The sequence below is a fragment of the Pseudomonas sp. Z4-20 genome, assembly GCF_051131955.1.
Taxonomy (GTDB): Bacteria; Pseudomonadota; Gammaproteobacteria; order Pseudomonadales; family Pseudomonadaceae; genus Aquipseudomonas; species Aquipseudomonas marvdashtae.
Genome location: NZ_CP071641.1, coordinates 272,888 through 295,829 on the forward strand (window position 1 = coordinate 272,888; position 22,942 = coordinate 295,829).

A 22,942-nucleotide genomic window follows, 5' to 3' on the forward strand; every position below is an offset into this window, starting at 1 on the left:
TGCTTGAAAGGAAACTCCGCCTGCCCATGATTCATATCCCGAAATCGGAATACAGCCGTCGCCGCAAGGCCTTGATGGCGCAGATGGAACCCAACAGCATCGCAATCCTGCCCGCCGCCGCCGTTGCGATCCGCAACCGCGACGTCGAGCACGTCTACCGCCAGGACAGCGATTTTCAATACCTCAGCGGCTTCCCCGAGCCGCAAGCGGTCATCGTGCTCATGCCGGGTCGGGCCCATGGCGAATACGTCCTCTTCTGCCGTGAGCGTAACGCCGAACGTGAATTATGGGATGGCCTGCGCGCCGGCCAGGAAGGCGCGATCCGTGACTACGGCGCCGACGACGCATTCCCCATCACCGACATCGACGACATCCTGCCGGGCCTGATCGAAGGCCGCGACCGGGTGTACTCGGCCATGGGCAGTAACCCGGAGTTCGACCGGCACCTGATGGATTGGATCAACGTGATCCGGTCCAAGGCCCACCTTGGCGCCCAGCCGCCGAACGAATTCGTTGCCCTGGATCATCTGCTGCACGACATGCGCCTGTATAAAACGGCGGCGGAAATAAAAGTCATGCGCGAAGCGGCGCGGATTTCCGCCCAGGCGCACATCCGCGCTATGCAAGCGGCGCGTCCGGGTCTTTACGAATACAGCCTGGAAGCGGAGCTAGACTATGAGTTTCGCAAGGGCGGCGCAAAAATGCCGGCCTACGGTTCCATCGTCGCGGCCGGGCGCAACAGCTGCGTGCTGCATTACCAGCAGAACGATGCCCTGCTCAAGGACGGTGACCTGGTGCTGATCGATGCCGGTTGTGAAATTGACTGCTACGCCAGCGACATCACCCGGACCTGGCCGGTCAGCGGCAAGTTCTCGCCCGAGCAGAAGGCGATCTACGAAATAGTGCTGGCCGCCCAGGAAGCCGCGTTCGCCGAAATCGCGCCGGAGAAACACTGGAACCAGGCCCACGAAGCAACGGTCAGGGTCATTACCGAAGGTCTGGTGCACCTCGGGCTGTTGGAGGGCGAGGTGGATGAATTGATCGCCAGTGAAGCGTACCGGGCGTTCTACATGCACCGCGCCGGTCATTGGCTGGGCATGGACGTGCATGACGTGGGCGAATACCGGGTCGGCGGCGAGTGGCGAGTGCTGGAGGTCGGAATGACCCTGACGGTGGAACCGGGCATCTACATTGGCCCGAACGACCGCCGCGTCGCGAAAAAATGGCGCGGCATTGGCGTGCGCATCGAGGATGACGTGGTGGTAACCAAGACCGGTTGTGAAATCCTGACCCGTGGCGTGCCGAAAACGGTCGCCGAAATCGAGGCCCTGATGGCCGATGCACGGACCCAGGCGGCATGAGCCGGGTCAATGTCGCAATCATCGGTGGCGGCCTGGTTGGCGCAAGCCTGGCGCTGGCCTTGCAGGCCGGGGCCAAGGCCCGGGGCTGGACGATCATGCTGATCGAGCCCTTTGCGCCCGGTGACGCCTGGCAGCCAAGCTACGATGCGCGTTCATCGGCGCTCTCATTCGGCGCGCGGCAAATTTATCAACGCTTGGGCCTGTGGCAAGAAATTTCCCGCCGCGCCGAGCCGATCAAGCAGATTCACGTCTCCGATCGCGGGCGGTTTTCCACGGCACGGTTGTCCGCCATGGAGGAGGGCGTGCCGGCCCTGGGCTACGTGGTGGAAAACGCTTGGCTCGGCCAGTGCCTGTGGCAAGGCCTGGATAAAGACGTTGTCAGTTGGCGTTGTCCGGCGCAAGTCACCCGAATGGAGCCGCAAATCGCTGGGTATCGACTGACCCTCGACGACGAAACCACCGTGGAATGCGAACTGGCGGTATTGGCCGATGGCGGTCGCTCCGGATTGCGAGAGCAGTTGGGCGTCGGAGTGCGAAATCGGCCCTACGACCAGAGCGCCTTGATTGCCAACGTCACGCCGAGTGAGGCCCACAACGGCGTGGCCTTCGAGCGCTTCACCGACGATGGCCCGATGGCCTTGCTGCCGCTGCCGGAAAATCGTTGTGCATTGGTCTGGACGCGCCAAGGCATGGACGCACAACGGCTGGCGGCCCTCGACGAGCGCAGCTTCCTCGCGCAATTGCAGCATGTGTTCGGCTACCGGCTGGGCACGTTGAAGCAAGTGGGCGCGCGGCATCTGTATCCGCTGGCGCTGGTGGAGGCCGAGGAGCAAGTCCGACCGCACCTGGCGATCCTCGGCAATGCCGCCCACAGCCTGCACCCGATTGCCGGGCAGGGGTTCAATTTGTCGTTGCGTGATGCGCAGGCCCTGGCCGATGCGTTGCTCGAGAGCGACGAAACGCCAGGCGACTTTGCCGTGTTGCAAGCCTATCGAGAACGTCAGCGCATGGACCAGGCCCTCACCGTGGGCTTCTCCGATCAAGTGACCCGCCTGTTCAGCAGCGACCTGCCCCTGGTGTCCCTGGGGCGCAACCTCGGTCTGCTGGGCCTTGACCTGCTGCCGCCGGCCAAGCGCTGGTTCGCCCGCCAGGCCATGGGATTGGGGACGCGTCCTGATGCGTGATACGGCTCATTCTTTTCACGGGCGACTGATGTCGCCAGCAACACAGGCTTAAAGCATGGAAATGCGTGCAGATCTGCTGATTGTCGGCGCCGGTATGGTCGGCAGCGCCCTGGCGCTGGCGTTACAGGACAGTGGCTTGCAGGTGCTATTGCTCGACGGCAGCCCGATGAGCGTCAAGCCCTTTGATGCCCAGGCGGCGTTCGAACCCCGGGTCAGTGCCTTGTCGGCGGCGAGCCAGCGGATCCTCGAGCGTCTTGGCGTCTGGGACGGCATCACCGCCCGGCGCGCGAGCCCATACTCCGATATGCATGTGTGGGACGGCAGCGGCACTGGGCAGATTCACTTTTCAGCCGCCAGCCTGCATGCCGAAGTCCTGGGGCATATCGTTGAAAACCGCGTCGTGCAGGATGCCTTGCTGGACCGATTGCACGATTGCGATCTGGGCCTGCTGGCCAATGCCCGGCTGGAGCAGATGCGTCGCTCCGGTGATGATTGGCTGCTGACCCTGGCCGATGGCCGCACCTTGCGCGCGCCCCTGGTGATTGCCGCCGACGGGGCGAACTCCGCCGTGCGTCGACTGACGGGGGTCGCCACGCGTGAGTGGGATTACATGCACCACGCTATCGTCACCAGCGTACGCAGCGCCCGGCCTCATCGTCACACCGCGTGGCAACGCTTTACCGACGACGGTCCGCTGGCATTCCTGCCCCTGGAACGCGACGGTCAACACGACTGGTGCTCGATCGTCTGGTCGACGACACCGGGTCAAGCGCAGCGCTTGATGGCGCTTGATGACGGCAGTTTCAGTGCCGAACTGGAGCGGGCTTTCGAAGGCCAGCTAGGCACTGTGTTGAATGCCGATCCGCGCCTGTGCGTACCGCTGCGGCAACGTCATGCCAAGCGTTACGTGGCCGAAGGGATGGCGCTGATTGGCGATGCAGCCCACACCATCCATCCGCTGGCCGGGCAGGGCGTGAACCTGGGTTTCCTCGATGCCGCGGTGTTGGCCGAGGTGCTGTTGCAAGCATCCGGGCGCGGCGAGCGCCTGGCGGACGTCAAGGTACTGAGTCGCTACGAGCGGCGGCGCATGCCGCATAACCTCGCATTGATGGCGGCAATGGAAGGCTTCGAGCGACTGTTCCAGGCCGACCCATTGCCGGTGCGCTGGCTGCGCAATACCGGGCTGAAGCTGGTAAACCGCATGCCCGAGGCCAAGGCCTTGTTCGTGCGCGAGGCACTGGGGTTGACTGGAGACTTGCCGGAACTCGCCAGGGTTTAGGTCCGGATAGCCAGTATTGCAACATTTGGAAACGTGTCTGCCTACTGTTCGATTGTGGTGCTAAATGTGAGTCCTTATCATTTGCGCTCGTTCACAATCGAGAGACCGCTACCATGTTGGCAACCAGACGCCTGCTGTCCGCCCTCGCACTGACCCTGATCGGCACTTCTGTCGCTCAGGCCGCCGATGAGGTGGTGGTCTATTCCTCGCGAATCGATGAACTGATCAAACCGGTTTTTGACGCCTACACCAAGAAGACCGGTGTATCGGTGAAGTTCATCACCGACAAGGAAGCGCCATTGATGCAGCGGATCAAGGCTGAAGGCGCCAACGCCACCGCCGACCTGCTGCTGACCGTCGACGCCGGTAACCTCTGGCAGGCTGAGCAGATGGGCATCCTGCAGCCGTTCACCTCGCCGGTAATCGATGCCAACATTCCCTCTCAATATCGGGCGTCCTCACACGCCTGGACCGGCCTTAGCCTGCGGGCGCGAACCATTGCCTACTCGACCGACCGGGTCAAAGCGGGTGAATTGACCACCTACGAGGCGCTTGCCGGTAAAGAGTGGGAAGGCCGCTTGTGCCTGCGCACCTCGAAAAAAGTCTACAACCAGTCGTTGACCGCCACCCTGATCGAAACCCATGGCGCGGAAAAAACCGAGGAAATCATCAAGGGCTGGGTCAAAAACCTGTCCACTGACGTTTTCTCCGACGACACCGCATTGCTCGAAGCGATCAACGCCGGGCAATGCGACGTCGGCATCGTCAATACCTATTACTACGGTCGCCTGCACCAGCAGAAGCCGGACCTGAAAGTGAAACTGTTCTGGCCGAACCAGGCCGATCGCGGCGTGCACATCAACCTCTCGGGCATTGGCTTGACCAAGCACGCCCCGCATCCGGAAGCCGCGAAGAAACTGGTGGAATGGATGACCACGCCAGAAGCACAGAATATCTTCGCCGACGTGAACCAGGAATTCCCCGCTAACCCGAAAGTGGAGCCGTCCAAGGAAGTCGCGGCGTGGGGCAAGTTCAAGGCTGACTCCCTGCCGGTGGAAGTGGCGGGCAAACGCCAGGCCGAAGCCATTCGCCTGATGGATCGCGCTGGCTGGAACTGATACAAGTCCGCTCAGTTCGTTGATGATATGGCGAGGGAGCCTGCTCCCTCGCCACATAAGCCATTTGTCAGCGACGACCTTCAACCGAGAACTCTCCTTGACCCACCCCGCCCAGCGCCGTTGGTATCCCCTGGTCTTCGCCGTTGCCGGGCTGGTCCTGTTGCCCTTGAGTGTCTTGCTGCTTTCCTGGCAGAGCGTCGACCAGCAGATATGGTCCCACCTGTGGGATACGCAAATGCCGCGTCTGTTGGGCAACACGTTGACGCTGATCGTAGGCGTCGGCATCGGCGTGACATTGTTGGGTGTCAGCCTCGCCTGGCTCACCAGTCTGTGCGAATTCCCCGGCCGCCGTTGGCTGGACTGGGCGCTGATGCTGCCGTTCGCGATTCCTGCCTATGTGCTGGCGTTCGTCTTCGTCGGCCTGTTGGATTTTGCAGGCCCGGTACAAACGTTGATGCGTGAGTGGTTCGGCAGCGGCCTGCGCCTGCCCCGGGTACGTTCGACCGGTGGGGTGATCCTGGTGTTGGTGCTGGTTTTCTACCCGTACGTCTACTTGCTCGCGCGCAGTGCTTTCCTGGCCCAGGGCAAGGGCTTGATGGAAGCGGCTCGGGTGCTCGGTCAATCGCCATGGCAGGCGTTCTGGCGAGTGGCGCTGCCGATGGCCAGGCCGGCAATCGGTGCCGGCGTGGCCCTGGCCTTGATGGAGACCCTGGCGGATTTCGGGGCGGTGTCGGTGTTCAATTTCGACACCTTTACCACGGCCATCTACAAAACCTGGTACGGCTTTTTCAGCCTCTCCAGCGCTGCCCAACTGGCCAGCCTCCTGCTGCTGGCGGTTATGGTGGTGCTTTACGGCGAACGTCGCGCCCGGGGCGCCCAACGGGCCGGCAACGAGCGACCCCGGACCAAGGCGCTTTATCATTTGCGAGGGCTCAAGGCGGTGGCGGCCAGCGGCTGGTGTCTTTTGGTATTCGCCTGCGCGTTTGTCATTCCGGTGCTGCAGTTGGTGGTGTGGTTCTCGCAGCGCGGTCGTTTCGACCTGGACGAGCGTTATGCCGGTTTGATCATTCACACCCTCTACCTGGGCGCCCTCGCGGCCCTGGTCACCGTTTGTGTCGCCTTATTGCTGGCTTTCGCGCGGCGCCTGGCGCCAAGCCGGCCCATCCGCGCCGGTGTCGGCCTGGCGAACCTGGGCTATGCCTTGCCCGGATCGGTGCTGGCGGTGTCGATCATGCTTGCGTTCAGCTATCTGGACCGTGAGCTGGTCATTCCCCTGTCGGTCCTGCTCGGCGGTGCTGGCAAACCGTTGCTGCTGGGCAGCCTGTCGGCGCTGTTGCTGGCGTATCTGGTGCGTTTCCTGGCCGTGGCCTACGGTCCTTTAGAAAGCAGCTTGGCGCGTATTCGCCCGTCATTGCCCGAAGCAGCACGTAGCCTCGGGGTCAGTGGGCCGCGACTGTTTTTCAACGTGTATCTGCCGTTACTGCTGCCCGGCACGTTGAGCGCGGCACTGCTGGTGTTCGTCGATGTACTCAAGGAAATGCCCGCGACGCTACTGATGCGCCCGTTCGGCTGGGACACGCTGGCGGTACGGATCTTTGAAATGACCAGCGAAGGGGAATGGGCGCGGGCTGCATTGCCGGCGCTGACCCTGGTGCTGGTGGGGCTGTTGCCGGTCATCGGATTGATACGGCGTTCGGCCCACCGACGCGTTCTGAATTAATTGAGAGCACGCCTAGGTGTCAGTCCAACAGCATGCGGATACAATGCGCGGCATTCGGTGCGGTCCGTCTGTCGGATCGGGTAGCCAAGAACGTCAGAAAAATCTTTTTCAGACGTTTGGGCCGTGGCTGTACCCGTCCGCACCTTCGCCAAGCCCGGAAGGAGAAACCCATGGGACAGCGTACGCCTCTGTATGACCTTCATCTCGCCCTTGGCGCGAAGATGGTCGATTTTGGCGGTTGGGATATGCCCTTGCACTACGGCTCGCAGGTTGAGGAGCACCATCAGGTGCGTCGTGACTGCGGCGTGTTCGATGTATCCCACATGACCGTAATCGACGTTGCCGGTCCCCAGGCAAAGGCCTGGTTGCAGCGCTTGCTGGCCAATGATGTCGATCGCTTGCAGGACACCGGCCGCGCGTTGTACAGCACTATGCTCAACGAGCGTGGCGGCATCGTCGACGACATGATCATCTACCGGGTCGAGGACGGTTACCGGCTGGTGTTCAATGCTTCCACTCGCGATCAGGACCTTGCCTGGATGCAGGCGCAACTCGGCGAGTACGCCGTGCAACTGCACGAGCGCCCTGAATTGGCGATGCTGGCCATTCAGGGGCCGCAAGCCCGGCACAAGATTGCCGAACTGGTTACCCAATCACGAGGCCAGTTGATCCAGCAGCTCAAACCCTTCGAAGGCCGCGCCGACGGTGAGTGGTTCATCGCCCGTACCGGCTACACCGGTGAAGACGGTTTGGAAATCGTCTTGCCGGCCCATGAAGCCCCGAGTTTTTTCAACGATCTGGTGGGCGCCGGCATTCCGCCCATCGGTCTCGGCGCCCGGGATACCTTGCGCCTGGAAGCTGGCATGAACCTCTACGGCCAGGACATACACCAGGATGTTTCACCCTTGGCATCGAACATGGCCTGGAGCATCGCCTGGGAACCTGCAAGCCGCCAGTTCATCGGCCGCAGTGCCCTGGAAGCAGAACTCGCCGCCGGCGTGCAGCACAAACTGGTCGGGTTGGTGCTTGAGGAGCGCGGCGTCCTACGCGCCCATCAAGTGGTCCGCATCGCTGATATTGGCGAAGGGGAGATCACCAGTGGTAGTTTTTCTCCTACGCTTAGCAAGTCGATTGCCCTGGCACGTGTTCCGATGGCTACCGCCGACCGTGCCGAGGTGGAAATTCGTGGCAAGTGGTACCCGGTACGGGTGGTCAAGCCGACCTTCGTCCGCCATGGCAAAACCCTGATCTAACCTTTTGCGGCGGGCCCCTGGCCGCTGACACTTCTCTTGAGGACACAGAATATGAGCAATATCCCTGCCGAACTGCGTTTTGCCGAAAGCCACGAGTGGGCGCGCCTGGAAGCCGACGGCACTGTCACCGTGGGCATCAGCGATCATGCGCAGGAAGCTTTGGGTGATGTGGTATTTGTCGAGCTGACCGAGGTCGGTAAGGTTTATGCTGCCGGTGACCAGGCAGGTGTGGTGGAGTCGGTAAAGGCCGCTTCCGACATCTACTCGCCGATTTCGGGCGAAGTGATCGCGATCAACGAAGACTTGGGTGCTTCGCCGGAACTGCTGAACTCCGATCCCTACGGCGCCTGGATCTTCAAGCTCAAGCCAAGCGACGAGGCTGACCTGGACAATTTGCTAGATGCAGCAGGCTACAAGGCTGCTATCGGCGAATAACCCACACAGGTTACTCAGCTCAGCCTTGGAATATCTTCAGGCAAAAAAATGCCGCTCGATCGAGCGGCATTTTTCATAGACCTGGAATCACTCCTGGGCGATGGCGTTTTTCGCCAGGATCGCGTTGGCCAGTTCCATGTCGGTGGCCTGCAGGCCTGGGTTGTCGGTACGGACTTTCTGCATCGCGGCTTCCAGATAAGGGCCACGAATACCGCCGTCGCTGGCGACGAAGCTGCCGGCGTCGTCCTGGGCGGCAACGATCAGCTTGTTATCCTTGAAGGTCAGGTAGGTGGAACCGGTGGTCGCACCGGACGAGATGACGTTACGCCAAAACGTGTCGGCCATTGCCGAGCCAACGGGAAGAGAAAGCAAGGCCAGGGTCGCGACAGCAAGTTTGAGACGCATGATAGGTGACTCCACAGGGTTAACTATGACGTTGGATTACCCACGCACTGATTCAGTTCCGTGACATGTCAGTCCGTCCGTTCGACTGTCAATATCGCGCCTTCCTGGGCAATTACCTTGACCCGGGCGCCAACGGGCGAATCGGGCCCCTTGGCCAGCCAGACGCCGTCGGCCACCTTGATCTTGCCACGGCCGTCGACAATCGCTTCATGCACCAGGAAGGCCTTGCCGATGAGCTCCTGGCCACGCAGGTTCAGGTGCGGCTGATCGCTTTGGCGAACAGCGCTGCGCTGGCGTCGCCACCAGTACAAGGCTGTCGCGATGGCGAACAGGCCGAACAGCAGGAACTGCATCTCCCAGGGCAGCTGCGGCAGGACGAACGTGAGCACGCCGACGGCGGCAGCTGCCATGCCGATCCACAGCAGGTACCCGCCGGCGCCAAACACTTCCAGGATCAGCAGGATGACGCCCAGCGCCAGCCAATCCCAGTACGACATTTGCTGCAGGAATACCCACATACGCGCGCCTCAGGCTTTCTTGCTGTCGAAAGTGGCCTTGACGATTTCGCCGATGCCGCCCACTGCGCCGATGACCTGACTGGCCTCCAATGGCATCAGGATCACCTTGCTGTTGTTGGCCGAGGCCAGGCGGCCCAAGGCGTCGATGTATTTTTGCGCGACGAAGTAGTTCACGGCCTGGACGTTGCCGTCGGCAATAGCCTGTGAAACCACTTGGGTCGCCAGGGCTTCGGCTTGCGCCTGGCGTTCGCGGGCTTCCGACTCAAGGAACGCAGCCTGACGGCTGCCCTCTGCCTCGAGAATCTGCGCCTGTTTCTTGCCTTCGGCGGTCAGAATCGCCGCCGCTCGCAAGCCCTCGGCTTCGAGGATCTGGGCGCGCTTGATCCGTTCGGCTTTCATCTGCCCGGACATGGCGGCCATCAGGTCGGCCGGTGGGCTGATGTCCTTGATCTCGATCCGCGTGATCTTGATGCCCCACGGCGCCGTGGCTTCATCGACGGTGCGCAGCAGTTTTTCATTGATGCCGTCGCGTTGGCTTAGCATGGCGTCCAGTTCCATGGATCCGAGCACCGTGCGGATATTGGTTTGCAGCAGGTTGCGGATGGCGTGTTCGAGGTTATTGACCTCGTAGGCGGCCTGGGCCGTGTTGACCACTTGGAAGAAGCACACGGCGTCGATCTGTACCGTGGCGTTGTCGGCAGTGATGACTTCCTGAGGCGGGATGTCCAGCACGCTTTCCATGACATTGATCTTGCGACCGATGCGATCCATCACGGGAATGATGATGTTCAGGCCGGGCTTGAGCGTGTTGGTGTAGCGGCCGAACCGCTCGACGGTCCATTGGTAGCCTTGGGGCACGACCTTGAACCCCATGAACAGGATGGCGACCACGAGGCCGATAAAAAGTAGAAGTACGCTACCGATTTGCATGACTGTTCCCTGTGCGAATTGAATGGACCTGCGAAGCCCCAGTGTAGGGCAAACGGCCATTATCTTTGCCATGGTCGTTTCCGGTTTATTTGTGGGACCTTTCCGTTCCTTCGCCGGACGCTGCCTACTTCTGCTCGCTCTGCGGCGTTACCCGCAGCACTTCCTCGACGGTGGTCAAGCCCGCCGCGACCTTTTGCGCCCCTGAAAGTCGCAGGCTGCGCATGCCTTCCTTGAATGCCTGGCGGCGCACGGCCAGTAGGTCGGTGTCGGGGTGGATCAAGCCTTTGACGCTGTCTGTCAGTTGCATGATTTCGTACACCCCGGCGCGCCCGCGATAGCCGGTGTCGCGACATTCCGAACAACCGACGGCTTGATGGGCGTTGGTGGGCAGGGGAGCCTGCCAGGGACGCGTCAGGGTTTGCCAGTCGTCTTCGTCCAGGGTCAAGGACGCTTTGCAATGCGGGCACAAGGTGCGGACCAGACGCTGGGCCATGACCCCGAGCACCGTGGCCTTGATCAGGTAATGCGGCACGCCGAGCTCTAGCAGGCGGCTTATGGCACTCGGCGCATCGTTGGTGTGCAACGTCGATAGCACGAGGTGCCCGGTGAGTGCTGCCTGGATCGCCATTTCCGCGGTTTCGAGGTCACGAATCTCACCGATCATGATGATGTCCGGGTCTTGTCGCATCAGCGCGCGCACGCCCGCGGCAAAGGACAGCTCGATATTGTGCTGCACCTGCATCTGGTTGAAGGACGACTCGACCATTTCAATCGGATCTTCGATGGTGCAGAGGTTCACCTCAGGCGTCGCCAGTTTCTTCAGCGTGGTGTAGAGCGTGGTGGTCTTGCCGGACCCGGTGGGGCCCGTTACCAGGATGATGCCGTTGGGCTGGCGGGTCATGTCCTGCCAGCGCCGCAGGTCGTCGGCGGAAAAGCCCAGTTGGTCGAAATCCTTGAGCAGCACTTCCGGATCGAAAATCCGCATGACCATTTTCTCGCCGAACGCTGTCGGCAGGGTCGACAGCCGCAACTCCACTTCACCGCCGTCCGGGGTCTTGGTCTTGACGCGGCCGTCCTGCGGCTTGCGTTTTTCAGCGACGTTCATTCGGCCCAGGCTCTTGAGTCGGCTGATGATGGCCATCGTCACTTGTGGCGGGAACTGGTAGACAGTGTGCAGCACCCCGTCGATGCGGAAGCGCACGGTGCCTTGCTCGCGGCGTGGTTCGATGTGGATATCGCTGGCGCGTTGCTGGAAGGCGTACTGGAACAGCCAGTCGACGATGTTGACGATATGCGCGTCGTTGGCGTCCGGCTCCTGATCGCTGGCGCCCAGGTTGAGCAATTGTTCGAAATTGGTCAGGTTGCTCGGTTGCTGGTCGACCGTGGTGGCGCCGCTGACCGACTTCGCCAGGCGATAGAACTCCACGCTCAGGCGCTGGATATCCACCGGGTTGGCGACCACCCGCTTGACCGGTAGCTTGAGCACGTGGGTCAGGTCCGATTCCCAACTGTTGACATAGGGCTGGGCACTGGCGACGGTGACGGCGTCACGATCGACCGCCACGGCGAGGATCTTGTGACGTTGCGCAAAAGCGTAGGACATCAGCGGCGTAACGGCCGCCACGTTGATTTTCAACGGATCGATGCGCAGGTAGGGCTGGTCGGCCTGCTGGGCCAGCCACAGGGTCAGGTTTTCCAGGTCCAGGCGCTTACCGGGACGACTGAGGTCGTCGAGGTGCTGGTTGGCGATGAATTCCAGCGGGTGCAACTGGCTGTTGGCGTTATGACGTCGACGGGCGTTAAGCGCCGTTTCGGCTGAATCCTGGCTGATGATGCCCTGGGCGACCAGCTGGCGCAGCAGATCGTTGAGGTCCAGCCAGCGATCCTGAGTGGCATGTTTGGTGGACATGAGCGTTCGAGTTCCTATTGGACAGTTGCAGCAAAGCCGCGATGCAGACGCTTCGGCATTCCGGCTTGTTCTGCAAAAGAATAGTCCCGACCCTATGAACCGTTGGGCCACTACCCGACCAATACGTTTCCAATTCTTGCCCGAGCCCCCTCAACCAGCCGCTTGAACCGGCCCGGCCCGCGCAACTTCGGCGTCTTGTACGTCCACCGCACAGATGCTGATCAAGTTACGCAATTTCTCAGCAAGCACTTGGGCACGGTGCCAGCTCACGCCGCCCAGAAGGATCGCCATGGACAGCAAATCGTCGTGACGCTCGATCTGCGCCGCGTCCAATGTCAGGCCCTGCAAGGCAAACAGGTTCAGCACTCGGCAGGGCAGATCCGGCTCGGCTTCGCCCAGCAGCTGAAATTGAACGCGACAATGTGTGTTGGCGGTGTGCCAGACATCGGCGCGGGTCGGGGCTGTTACGACGGTTTCGAGTGAAGGCATGTGCGTTCTCCTGAGGGCGGAGAAATGTTTACATGCGTGGCGGGGTATTTCTTATCTAAGATGCGTAAAATTACTAAAAATACGAATTGATCAAGTCCATGATTGGCTAGTTAAAGGTTTATTTATGCAAATTGAGCTGGACGGCTACGACCGCAGGATATTGGCCCTGCTGCAAGAGGATGCATCCCTTTCCAGCGCACAAATCGCCGAGCAGGTAGGTTTGTCCCAATCACCTTGTTGGCGGAGGATTCAGCGGATGAAGGAAGAGGGGGTCATACGTGGGCAAGTGACGCTTCTGGATCGCAAGAAAATTGGCCTGAACACGCAGATTTTCGCCGAGATCAAGCTCAACGCCCATGGCCGCTCGAATTTCACCGAGTTCACCGAGGCGATCCGTGGCTTTCCCGAGGTGCTGGAATGCTACGTGCTGATGGGATCGGTGGATTTCCTGCTGAGAATTGTCACGGCGGATATCGAGGCCTATGAGCGATTCTTTTTCGAGAAACTGTCGATGGTGCCGGGGATTCAGGAAGTGAATTCGATCGTGGCGCTGTCGGAGATCAAATCGACGACGAGCTTGCCGGTTGTGCGCTGACCGGCCGTTTCTGTGGCGAGGCAAGCAAGCTCCCTCGCCACAGTTTCAGCGCATCACAGGCGCAACAACGTCTTCCAGGCCCGATTCTGATACACCGCGATAGCCTGCTGCTTGCGCGCATCCAGGGTTTCGTCGGTGATCGGCTCGTTGGCCAGTTGCGCCAGTTTGTTCAGTTCGCCATAGAGGCGGTCCATCTCCGGGATTTCCAACACTTGGCGAGCATGGTGAAGCCAGGCCTGGATGCGCTCGATGCGCGGCAATTGCTCCGCGAGGTCTTCCGGCTGCTGCTGGTAACGTTGCAGTTGCAGCGACGAGGCCTCCGCGCCAAGCAGGCGTGGCAGCCAGCTGGCCAGTTGCGCCGCGCCCTGGCGATCGCCACGGGTGTTGCGGCCGGTGGTCCAGCTACGGGCCAGCAGCCAGCGTGAAGCGGTCAGCGAAAAGAGGCCCCAACGTGGGTCTTGCAGTTCTTCGAGGAACTGCTCCGGCGCTGCCTTGCGCACGTCTTCGTCATCCAGCCCAGCCTGGACCAGCGGACGCCAATCTTCCAACAGCGCATCCAGGGCGACGCGCAAGTCGTGGGTCGATTGGCGCGGCGCGGCCTGGCCAAGGCTGCTGAGCAAGGCGCGCAGTTCGGCGAGGTTCTCCACCCAGTCCTGCAACAGCCGCCAGTGCCCGTTGAAGCGATATTGCTCGGCCAGGCGCTGGCTGCTGCCGAGCAAATGCCAGCTCAACGCGGCGAAGGCGTCGTCCAGCGGTGTCTCGCCGGTCAGTTGCGGGGCAGGCAGGCTCAGGGCGTAACTGCTGGCGTCATGCAGACGATAGCCACGTTCGGCCTTGCTGATGTCGCAAGGCATCAAGGGCAGGGTTGCGGCCAGCTCGGCGGCCAGTTCCAGCAGGGCAGCCGGCTCGCCTTCGCGCAATTCCAGCTCCAGCTCGCAGATTTCTTCCTTTTGCTTGCCGACTACGACGTGACCCAGGTCCAGCGCGGCTTCGATGACGACTTTGCTTTTGCCACGGCCCCAGGCGATCTCGGCGCGTTCGCGGACGAAATCCGTGGTGAAGATTGCCTTGAGGGTCTTCTTGTCCAGTTCGGCCAGCGCCTCTGGCCAGCATTCGCCTTCCAGTTTCTTGATGTCGAGCTTGGCCTTGGCCAGGTGCCAGTCGTATTCGTTACGCTCGGACAGGCCGGCGACGCTCTGGCCGCGAGTCTTGAGGGTCTGGATCACCTCTTCGCCGTCGCGACGCAGGCGCAGGGCGACTTTGGCCCGGGCCAGGTCACGCTCCGGCGTGTCGAAGTACTGGTTCATCAGTTCGTGGCGTTCCCAGCCACTCTTGTTGCGCTTTTTCAGCAGCGGATGCTCGCGCAGGGCTGCCAGGGTCTCGCGGCTGACGCGGAGTTTGATTTCGGTTTCTTTCTGCATGGCCGGAAAATCCAGGGATCAGGTGCGCAGCCGGGGGAAGGTGTGGCTGCCAAGGTCGTGCAGTGTACAGGACTCGTCCATCCTACGCGCCGCGACGGTTCCTTCCTGACTCCCGATGGTTCTATGATGGGCGTCAAATTTGTATGTCCCGGAGCCAGCGATGCCTTTGCCATCCATGAAAGATCAGTTCGCTGCCCTGATCGCCGCGCCTTCGGTCAGCTGTACCCAGCCAGCGCTGGACCAGTCCAATGCTGCCGTGATCGAACTGTTGGCGGGCTGGCTTAACGAGCTTGGATTTTCCTGCGATATCCAGCAGGTCAGCCCTGGCAAGTTCAATCTCTTGGCCGGTTTCGGCACCGGCCCCGGCGGGCTGGTGTTGGCCGGCCACAGCGACACGGTGCCGTTCGATGGCGCGCTGTGGCGGACCGATCCCTTGAAGCTCACCGAGATCGATGGGCGTTGGGTGGGCCTGGGCAGTTGCGACATGAAGGGCTTCTTTGCCTTGGCCATCGAAGCGGTCAGGCCCTTGCTGGATCAACCGTTCAAGCAACCGTTGCTGATCCTTGCCACTTGCGACGAAGAAAGCTCCATGGCCGGCGCCCGTGCCCTGGCCGATGCAGGACGTCCGCTGGGGCGCGCGGCGGTGATCGGCGAGCCGACGGGCTTGAGACCGATCCGCATGCACAAGGGGATCATGATGGAGCGCATCGACATCCTCGGGCGCAGCGGTCACTCTTCCGATCCAAGCCTGGGCCATAGCGCCCTGGAGGCGATGCACGATGCCATGGGCGAGCTGCGTGGCTTGCGCCTGCAATGGCAGCGGGAGTTCCGTAACCCTCAGTTCACCGTGCCACAGCCGACCCTGAATTTCGGCTGTATCCACGGCGGTGACAACCCCAATCGGATCTGCGGCCAGTGCTCCATGGAGTTTGACTTGCGGCCCCTGCCGGGCATGGACCCGCAGGTGTTGCGGGCGGCGATCCAGCAGAAGCTTGATCCCATCGCCGAGCGTCACAAGGTCAAAATCGACTACGCGCCGCTGTTTCCCGAAGTCCCGCCGTTCGAACAAGCCGAGGATGCCGAATTGGTCCGGGTGGCCGAACGGCTCACCGGTTATCGCGCCGAAGCAGTGGCGTTCGGCACCGAAGCGCCTTATCTTCAGCACCTTGGCTGCGAAACCCTGGTGTTGGGCCCTGGCGATATTGCCTGTGCCCACCAGCCCGGCGAATACCTTGAAATGTCACGTTTGCAACCTACCGTACAGTTGTTGCGCCAGTTGATCGGGCATTATTGCCTGACACCGGCCACCGCCGATTAAATTGCCCGCCTGCGGGCCCGTATTTCATCTCATGAGGAGAGCGCGCGTGTCGCCAAGCCTGTTCCGACGATAACCACCAGCCCGCTGTGCGTTCTGCTTCGTCTTTTTTCGGCTGTTATTTATTACAGGCCCAGGTTCATGCCCGAATACGTCAATTGGCTTCGTCACGCTTCGCCTTATATCAATGCCCACCGCGATTGCACCTTCATCGTCATGCTGCCCGGCGACGGGGTGGAGCATCCCAACTTCGGCAACATTGTCCATGACCTGGTGCTGCTGCACAGCCTCGGCGTACGCCTGGTGCTGGTTCATGGTTCGCGCCCGCAGATCGAAACCCGCCTCGCTGCGCGGGGCCTGACGCCGCATTATCATCACGGCATGCGCATCACCGATGCCGCCACGTTGGAGTGCGTGATCGACGCAGTCGGGCAGTTGCGCATTGCCATCGAGGCGCGCCTGTCCATGGACATGGCGTCCTCGCCGATGCAGGGTTCGCGGCTGCGGGTCGCCAGCGGCAACCTGGTCACCGCGCGACCGATCGGCGTGCTCGAAGGCGTCGATTATCACCACACTGGCGAGGTGCGTCGGGTCGATCGCAAGGGCATCAACCGGCTGTTGGACGAGCGCTCCATTGTGCTGTTGTCGCCGTTGGGCTACTCGCCGACCGGCGAAATCTTCAATCTGGCCTGCGAAGACGTCGCCACCCGGGCGGCCATCGATCTGGCGGCCGACAAGCTGCTGCTGTTCGGTGCTGAACAGGGATTGATCGGCGAAGATGGCCGACTGGTTCGCGAATTGCGCCCGCAACAGGTGCCGACGCATATGCAGCGGCTGGGTAGTGACTATCAAGCCGAATTGCTGGATGCGGCCGCCCAGGCTTGCCGAGGCGGTGTCGCGCGCAGCCATATCGTCAGCTATGCCGAAAACGGCGCGTTGCTGGCAGAGCTGTTCACCCGTGACGGCAGCGGCACGCTGGTCGCCCAAGAGCAATTCGAAGTGGTACGCGAAGCGGCCATCGAGGACGTTGGCGGCTTGTTGGACCTGATCAGCCCGCTGGAAGAGCAAGGAATCCTGGTGCGTCGCTCCCGCGAGGTGCTGGAGCGGGAAATCGAACAGTTCAGCGTGGTCGAGCGCGAAGGCATGATCATCGCCTGCGCGGCGCTGTACCAGATCGCCGATTCGGACGCCGGGGAGCTGGCCTGCCTGGCGGTGAACCCGGAGTATCGCCATGGCGGCCGGGGCGATGAATTGCTGGAGCGGATCGAAACCCGGGCCCGTGCCAAGGGGCTCAAGACCCTGTTCGTACTCACGACCCGAACCGCCCACTGGTTCCGTGAGCGGGGCTTTGAACCCAGCAGCGTCGAGCGCCTGCCAGCGGCGCGAGCGTCGCTTTACAACTACCAGCGCAACTCGAAAATCTTCGAAAAAACCTGTAGCCGATCGTCCTAAACTTTCCCGCGGCCGCGATCTTCTTGATTTCAGACAATGAGCAGCTAGTCTGGAACACGTCAAGATCGCGGCATGCCGAGCCGTCGTGATTCTGATCGATGCCATTGAGGCGTCGGAGCCCATCTCGCCGCCAGGATTCGCGGACCCTCGCAAATGCCCGATTAAACACTATTCAGTAATCCTCGACGTCGCCGATAAGCCATGTCACGGCTTGATGACGCTTTGATGGCAACCATATGTCGAAACGAGCTGAAAACTGGTGAAACAATTCTTTTTGGATTTATACAGAATCCATTATTCTTCGGGCCGGTGTCGCGGGGTTAGACCATGGTCGTAGTCCGAAAGGGTTACGGTTGACTTGCCAGTCACGGTCTGGCGCTAATCGCGCATCCGCGGATTCCGGGCGTTCGATCCGGAACCAACGACACACAAGAATTAGAAAACGAGAGGAGCGAAACATGAAGAAGTCCACCTTGGCCATGGCAGTGGCCGTTGGGGTATTGGCGCAGCAAGCAGGCGCCGCCGGTTTTATCGAAGACAGCAAGGCGTCTGTCAATTCTCGTACGCTGTACTTCAACAACGACAACCGTGAAACGGGCAAAGAGGACCTGCGCGAAACGGGTACCGGCCTGAAGTTCGACTACAAGTCTGGCTTCACGCAAGGTGTTGTTGGTTTCGGTATCGACGCTCAGGCACTGGTGGGTATTCGTCTCGATGGCGGAAGGGGCCGTAACAACAGCTCCTATATGCCAGCCGATACTGATGGCTCGGCGGTACATGAGTGGAGTCGTTTGTCCGGTAACGTAAAGGCGCTTTTCTCCAAAACCGAAGCTCACGTGGGTGGCGCTCTGGCACCAAGCTTGCCGATTCTGGTTGCCAACGACAGCCGTCTGCTGCCACAGACCTTTGAGGGTGGAACCATCACCTCCAAGGAAATCGACAACGTTACTTTCAACGCTGGTCAGTTGGAACACGCCACAGGTCGTGCATCGAGCAACAGCACTGGTCTGGCAGTGGCGGGCGGTACCGAGGAAAGCAATCAGTTCCGTTACGCAGGTGCTGACTGGAAAGTCACCAAAGACCTGACGCTGCAGTACTACTACGCTAATCTGCAGGATTACTACAAGCAGCACTTCCTGGGCGCGGTACACGTTTTCCCGATCAGCGAAGGACAATCCTTCAAAACCGACCTGCGTTACTTCGACAGTAGCTCGGATGGCCGTAACGGGGACGCCACCCATTTCTTCACCAATAACGGTGGTTATGCCAAGACCCCGGGTGAGGTCGATAACAAGACCTGGAGTGCGATGTTCACTTACACCCTCGGCGGCAGTGCCTTCTTGTTGGGTCACCAGCAAGTTGGCGATGACGGTGGCTTTGTCTACCTGAACCAGGCCAACGTGGTTGACGGCAATGGTAATAACGAAGGTGCGGGCGGCGCGAGCTTCTACCTGTTCACCGACAGCATGATCAACGGGTTTGTCCGTGCCGGTGAAAACACCACTTTCGGTCAATACTCCTATGACTTCGCTTCCCTGGGCGTTCCAGGCCTGAAAGCCGCGGTTTCCTACCTGCGTGGTGACGACGTCAAAACAGCCTCCGGAACGAGTGAATACTCCGAGTGGGAACGTGACATGCGCGTGGATTACGTAGTCCAGCAGGGCGCGTTGAAAGGCTTCGGTACTACCGTGCGTCACGGTTCCTACCGCAGCGGCGGTGTCGGCGACGATCAGGACCAGACTCGCGTAATCTTCAACTACACTTACAACTTCATGTAAGACGTAGCGAAGTAAAAAAGCCCCGCCCGGCAGCACGCCGGGCGGGGCTTTTGCGTTTTTGGCTCAGCGAGCCGGATATCGCCTTATTCCTTGGGCTCCGTTGCGTCCTTGCGCAAGATGAACGCGCTGAACCCCAGGAAATCGTCCAAGTGCCCGGTAATGATCGCGACCATGATGGGCAGTTGCAGGGCTTGGTAGTCATGCACCGCGATGTTTCTGAATCCCACCATGTTCTTCAGGTTTTTCACCAGGCCTTCCTCCACCCAGCCACCTTGGAAAAGGACTTCGAACACATCCCTGGCACTTTGTGGGACACCCAGTCGCTCACGGCGAATCAAATGTTGCCCCATGTCCAATGCCGCTTCACATGCACGCTGGATGTTCAGGACCGCCGAGTCCTGGCGGGTGAAATCGGTGGCGAAGGTGGCGGGATCTTTCTCGTATTCTTCCCGCACTCTGGCGACGCAACGCTCGATGCTCGCTGCTTTGTTGATCAGTACGTCATCGGCCATACACGCTGCCTTCTTCCTGAATATCCTTGAGCAAACCTGCCCGAGCCTCGTCGAAGGCGGTTTTTTCGCTGAGGATAAAGCTTTCGAACAACCCAGCCTGCACATCGTGAGCCCAAAGTCTCTGACCTCGGGTCACAATCTGGTATTGCATCACGGTCGACGCAGCCCTTAGATCAATCAGATCAACCGGACTGCCAGCAATATCCGCCAGATCCCCTGAAAGCTGCCATAACGACACAGGGTCGATTTCGCCGGCCAAGAGCACAGCCAAATCCACATCACTCTCAGGACCGGCGGTCCCATGGGCATGACTGCCGAACAGGTAGACAGCCAGTAAGCCGGGCAAGTGGTTTTGCAAATGGGTTAACAAGGCTTGAGTGTTCATGCCGCCTATCCTAGCCGCTCGCCCTGAAACCACGTCAACAATTTCCGTACTATGGCTACAAAACAAAAAAAGCCCCGCCCGGCAGCACGCCGGGCGGGGCTTTTGCGTTTCGGGTCAGGCCCACCCCTGTAGCCTTTCCCGAACCTTCTCCTCTTTCAGCAACTCGAGGCCTTCTCGAACCTCGGGGGTGATCTTCGGTTGCTATGCGCAATCGCGCCAGTGAACAGTTTTTTATATTCGCTATAAGTATAAATAAATGGATATTCATTCTTTTTCAAGTAATCAAAACCGGTGCACAGTTGGGCTCACAAAACCAACCAGGAGCCGAACCATGAGCCTCAGACTTGGCGATATCGCCCCCGATTTCGAACAGGATTCCAGCGTCGGCACGATTCGCTTCCACGAATGGCTCGGCGACAGCTGGGGCGTGCTGTTTTCCCATCCGGCGGATTTCACTCCGGTGTGCACCACCGAGCTGGGCCTGACCGCCAAGCTCAAGGACGAGTTCGCCAAGCGTGGGGTCAAGGCCATTGCCCTCTCGGTAGACCCGGTGGACTCGCACCACAAGTGGATCGAGGACATCAACGAAACTCAGAATGCCGTGGTCAATTTTCCCATCCTGGCCGATGCCGACCGCAAGGTGTCGGACCTGTACGACCTGATCCACCCCAACGCCAGTGACACGTTGACCGTGCGCTCGCTGTTCGTGATCGACCCGAACAAGAAAATTCGGCTGACCATCACCTACCCGGCCAGCACCGGCCGCAACTTCAATGAAATCCTGCGCGTGATCGACTCCTTGCAACTGACTGACAACTACAAGGTTGCCACGCCGGCCAACTGGCAGGACGGCGACGAAGTGCTAATCGTGCCGTCGCTCAAGGATGAAGCAGAACTCAAGCAGCGCTTCCCGAAGGGCTATCGCGCCGTGAAACCCTACCTGCGCCTGACACCGCAGCCCAACAAGTAGTCATCGAAGAGATCGTTCCCACGCAGGGCGTGGGGACGATCTACACCTGTGCACCAAGGGTTTTGGCCGTTCCGACGGCCTTTTTTTACGCCTCGAATAAAGTATTTTTAATATCTCTTTATCGAATAACCAAATGAATAAATATGATTTAAAGATATATAAATCCGCTGTTATGGTTTGCTCCATACAGCGAGATCGCCCACCGCGAATCGCACGTGACAGTTAAGGAAGGGTAGGCATGTTGGTCGTCTCACTCGGTGGCAGTCCCAGCCTGCGCTCCCGTTCAGGCGTGCTGTTGGAGCGCTCGCAACGTTGGTTGCAACAGCAGGGTGTGGAAGTGGTGAGCTATCAGGTGCGGGATTTTCCGGCCGAGGATTTGCTCCATGCTCGCTTCGACAGCCCCAAGGTGATAGACCTGCTCGCCCAGATCGAAAACGCCGATGGGCTGTTGATCGCAACGCCGGTTTACAAGGCATCTTTTTCCGGCGCATTGAAGACGGTACTGGACCTTCTGCCGGAGCGCGCACTGGCCCATAAGGTTGTGCTACCCATGGCTACCGGCGGCAGCATCGCCCACATGCTGGCGGTGGATTACGCCCTCAAGCCGGTGTTGTCAGCGCTCAAGGCCCAGGAAATGCTTCACGGGATCTTTGCCGAGGACAGCCAGATCGCCTACGGCGAAGGCAGCGCCCAGGCGCAATTGGCACCGGCCCTGCAACAGCGCCTGGATGAGGCACTGGAACAGTTTTTCAGCGCCATGGCCCGTCGGCCCAGGCCGTTGGACCCGCATGTATTGAACGAACGTTTGCTGAGTGCTCGCTGGAGCATTTAAACCCGAAACACCACCGATTCAACTCACCTTACTCAGCCGTCAACGGCCAAGCAGGTGCAGCCAAAACCCCACAGCAAAAAGGAGAGGCGCCATGCGCACTGTCATTTTGCGTCGCGGGCTGGTCGCTCTGTTTGCTGCGGCTGTGTCCTTCGGCGCCATCACCCAGGCTCAAGCCGAAACCTTGCGGATCGGTTATCAGAAGTACGGCACGCTGGTGCTGCTCAAGGCCAAGGGCACCTTGGAAAAACGCCTCGCAGCCCTTGGCGTGGATGTGCAATGGACCGAGTTCCCCGGCGGCCCGCAGCTGCTTGAAGGCTTGAACGTCGGCTCCATCGATTTTGGCGTGACCGGCGAAACCCCGCCGGTGTTCGCCCAGGCCGCGGGCGCCGACCTGCTCTATGTCGCTTACGAGCCCCCGGCGCCAAACAGCGAGGCGATTCTGGTGCCCAAGGGGTCGCCCATCCAGTCGGTGCAAGACCTCAGAGGCAAGAAAGTCGCGCTGAACAAAGGCTCCAACGTGCATTACCTGCTGGTTCGTGCCCTCGAAGATGCCGGCCTCAAGTACACCGATATCCAGCCCGTTTTCCTGCCGCCGGCCGACGCCCGTGCCGTGTTCGAACGCGGCAGCGTGGACGCCTGGGTCATCTGGGATCCGTACCAGGCTGCCGCCGAACAACAGTTGCAAGCGCGCACCCTGCGCGACGGCAAGGGCATCGTCGACAACCACCAGTTCTACCTGGCCACCAAACCCTATGCGCAAAAAAATCCCCAAGTGATCACGACGCTGGTGGAAGAGGTGCGCGCGGTGGGGGAGTGGTCCAAGGCCAATCCTGAAGACGTGACCCAGCAAGTCTCGCCGCTGCTCGGCCTGCCTGCCGACATCACGCTCACTTCCGTCAAGCGCCAAGGCTACGGGGCGCTGTTTCTCACCCCGGAGGTGGTGGCGGCGCAACAGAAAATCGCCGACAGCTTCCACCAGCTCAAATTGATTCCCAAGCCCTTGAGCATCAAGGACGTGATCTGGACGCCGCCGGCGGCCGTTGCGAACGCGCAGTAATTCGATCCCTTAGGAGACCACTCC

At 60.5% G+C, this 22,942-nt stretch carries 22 protein-coding genes; 14 read left to right on the plus strand and 8 right to left on the minus strand.

The features are described from left to right. Positions 1-26 precede the first annotated feature (26 nt). The 7 genes from pepP to gcvH all read left to right on the plus strand — a co-directional run bounded on the left by pepP (position 27) and on the right by gcvH (position 8,350). Positions 27-1,361 carry a Xaa-Pro aminopeptidase gene (pepP, locus tag J3P82_RS01325; protein WP_434560086.1) on the plus strand — a complete coding sequence of 445 codons (1,335 nt, stop codon included), beginning with the start codon at positions 27-29 and terminating at the stop codon, positions 1,359-1,361. Continuing rightward, positions 1,358-2,545: a 2-octaprenyl-6-methoxyphenyl hydroxylase gene (gene ubiH, locus J3P82_RS01330; RefSeq protein ID WP_434560088.1), complete on the plus strand. Its 1,188-nt coding sequence runs from the start codon at positions 1,358-1,360 to the stop codon at positions 2,543-2,545. The genes pepP and ubiH overlap by 4 nt, the downstream gene beginning before the upstream one ends. Positions 2,546-2,606: 61 nt before the next feature. Continuing rightward, positions 2,607-3,824, plus strand: coding sequence for a 2-octaprenyl-3-methyl-6-methoxy-1,4-benzoquinol hydroxylase (locus J3P82_RS01335; RefSeq protein ID WP_434563662.1), 1,218 nt, complete (start codon positions 2,607-2,609; stop codon positions 3,822-3,824). 113 nt (positions 3,825-3,937) lie between these two features. Beyond that, positions 3,938-4,942 (plus strand): extracellular solute-binding protein, encoded by a 1,005-nt coding sequence (locus tag J3P82_RS01340; protein WP_434560090.1) that lies wholly within the window; start codon positions 3,938-3,940, stop codon positions 4,940-4,942. 97 nt (positions 4,943-5,039) lie between these two features. Beyond that, the gene (locus tag J3P82_RS01345; RefSeq protein ID WP_434560092.1) at positions 5,040-6,662 is read left to right on the plus strand and encodes an ABC transporter permease; all 1,623 of its coding nucleotides are present in this window, start codon (positions 5,040-5,042) and stop codon (positions 6,660-6,662) included. A gap of 170 nt (positions 6,663-6,832) precedes the next feature. Then, a complete protein-coding gene (gene gcvT / locus J3P82_RS01350; protein WP_434560094.1) occupies positions 6,833-7,915 on the plus strand; it encodes a glycine cleavage system aminomethyltransferase GcvT in 1,083 nt (360 codons plus the stop codon). A gap of 51 nt (positions 7,916-7,966) precedes the next feature. Beyond that, a complete protein-coding gene (gene gcvH / locus J3P82_RS01355) occupies positions 7,967-8,350 on the plus strand; it encodes a glycine cleavage system protein GcvH (protein ID WP_434560096.1) in 384 nt (127 codons plus the stop codon). A gap of 87 nt (positions 8,351-8,437) precedes the next feature. On the opposite strand, the gene J3P82_RS01360 is transcribed toward gcvH, so the two are convergent. The 5 genes from J3P82_RS01360 to J3P82_RS01380 all read right to left on the minus strand — a co-directional run bounded on the left by J3P82_RS01360 (position 8,438) and on the right by J3P82_RS01380 (position 12,601). Further along, positions 8,438-8,755 (minus strand): DUF2388 domain-containing protein, encoded by a 318-nt coding sequence (locus J3P82_RS01360; RefSeq protein ID WP_434560098.1) that lies wholly within the window; start codon positions 8,753-8,755, stop codon positions 8,438-8,440. A gap of 68 nt (positions 8,756-8,823) precedes the next feature. Then, positions 8,824-9,273, minus strand: a complete 450-nt coding sequence (locus tag J3P82_RS01365; protein ID WP_186633892.1) for an NfeD family protein — start codon at positions 9,271-9,273, stop codon at positions 8,824-8,826. 9 nt (positions 9,274-9,282) lie between these two features. Beyond that, complete coding sequence (locus J3P82_RS01370; RefSeq protein WP_434560100.1) at positions 9,283-10,203, minus strand: SPFH domain-containing protein; 921 nt, start codon at positions 10,201-10,203, stop codon at positions 9,283-9,285. A 124-nt stretch (positions 10,204-10,327) separates the two neighbouring features. Further along, on the minus strand, positions 10,328-12,112 hold the full coding sequence (locus J3P82_RS01375; protein ID WP_434560102.1) for a GspE/PulE family protein: 1,785 nt from the start codon (positions 12,110-12,112) through the stop codon (positions 10,328-10,330). A 150-nt stretch (positions 12,113-12,262) separates the two neighbouring features. Continuing rightward, complete coding sequence (locus J3P82_RS01380; protein WP_434560104.1) at positions 12,263-12,601, minus strand: hypothetical protein; 339 nt, start codon at positions 12,599-12,601, stop codon at positions 12,263-12,265. Between the two features lie 124 nt (positions 12,602-12,725). On the opposite strand from J3P82_RS01380, the gene J3P82_RS01385 reads away from it, so the two are divergent. After that, a complete protein-coding gene (locus J3P82_RS01385) occupies positions 12,726-13,196 on the plus strand; it encodes an Lrp/AsnC family transcriptional regulator (protein WP_434560106.1) in 471 nt (156 codons plus the stop codon). A 53-nt stretch (positions 13,197-13,249) separates the two neighbouring features. On the opposite strand, the gene J3P82_RS01390 is transcribed toward J3P82_RS01385, so the two are convergent. Then, positions 13,250-14,617, minus strand: a complete 1,368-nt coding sequence (locus tag J3P82_RS01390) for an inorganic triphosphatase (RefSeq protein ID WP_434560108.1) — start codon at positions 14,615-14,617, stop codon at positions 13,250-13,252. Positions 14,618-14,777: 160 nt separating this feature from the next. Here J3P82_RS01390 and argE point away from each other — a divergent pair, with 160 nt between their 5' ends. From argE to J3P82_RS01405, 3 genes are all read left to right on the plus strand, one after another. Next, entirely contained in the window at positions 14,778-15,935 is a 1,158-nt protein-coding gene (gene argE / locus J3P82_RS01395; RefSeq protein WP_434560110.1) for an acetylornithine deacetylase, read from the plus strand. Positions 15,936-16,073: 138 nt separating this feature from the next. After that, the gene (gene argA / locus J3P82_RS01400) at positions 16,074-17,384 is read left to right on the plus strand and encodes an amino-acid N-acetyltransferase (protein ID WP_434560112.1); all 1,311 of its coding nucleotides are present in this window, start codon (positions 16,074-16,076) and stop codon (positions 17,382-17,384) included. 458 nt (positions 17,385-17,842) lie between these two features. Continuing rightward, complete coding sequence (locus J3P82_RS01405; RefSeq protein ID WP_434560114.1) at positions 17,843-19,162, plus strand: OprD family porin; 1,320 nt, start codon at positions 17,843-17,845, stop codon at positions 19,160-19,162. Positions 19,163-19,245: 83 nt separating this feature from the next. Here the strand turns inward: J3P82_RS01405 and hepT are convergent, their stop codons facing one another. Together hepT and mntA are read right to left on the minus strand one after the other, a co-directional pair. After that, complete coding sequence (gene hepT / locus J3P82_RS01410; RefSeq protein ID WP_434560116.1) at positions 19,246-19,674, minus strand: type VII toxin-antitoxin system HepT family RNase toxin; 429 nt, start codon at positions 19,672-19,674, stop codon at positions 19,246-19,248. Continuing rightward, complete coding sequence (gene mntA, locus J3P82_RS01415) at positions 19,664-20,059, minus strand: type VII toxin-antitoxin system MntA family adenylyltransferase antitoxin (RefSeq protein ID WP_434560118.1); 396 nt, start codon at positions 20,057-20,059, stop codon at positions 19,664-19,666. Before mntA ends, hepT begins: the two co-directional genes overlap by 11 nt. Positions 20,060-20,390: 331 nt before the next feature. On the opposite strand from mntA, the gene J3P82_RS01420 reads away from it, so the two are divergent. The 3 genes from J3P82_RS01420 (at position 20,391) to J3P82_RS01430 (ending at position 22,918) form a co-directional block, all read left to right on the plus strand. Then, on the plus strand, positions 20,391-21,029 hold the full coding sequence (locus J3P82_RS01420) for a peroxiredoxin (RefSeq protein WP_434560120.1): 639 nt from the start codon (positions 20,391-20,393) through the stop codon (positions 21,027-21,029). Positions 21,030-21,267: 238 nt separating this feature from the next. Continuing rightward, positions 21,268-21,861, plus strand: a complete 594-nt coding sequence (ssuE, locus tag J3P82_RS01425) for an NADPH-dependent FMN reductase (RefSeq protein WP_434560122.1) — start codon at positions 21,268-21,270, stop codon at positions 21,859-21,861. A 91-nt stretch (positions 21,862-21,952) separates the two neighbouring features. Further along, on the plus strand, positions 21,953-22,918 hold the full coding sequence (locus tag J3P82_RS01430) for a sulfonate ABC transporter substrate-binding protein (RefSeq protein WP_434560124.1): 966 nt from the start codon (positions 21,953-21,955) through the stop codon (positions 22,916-22,918). Positions 22,919-22,942: the final 24 nt, after the last annotated feature.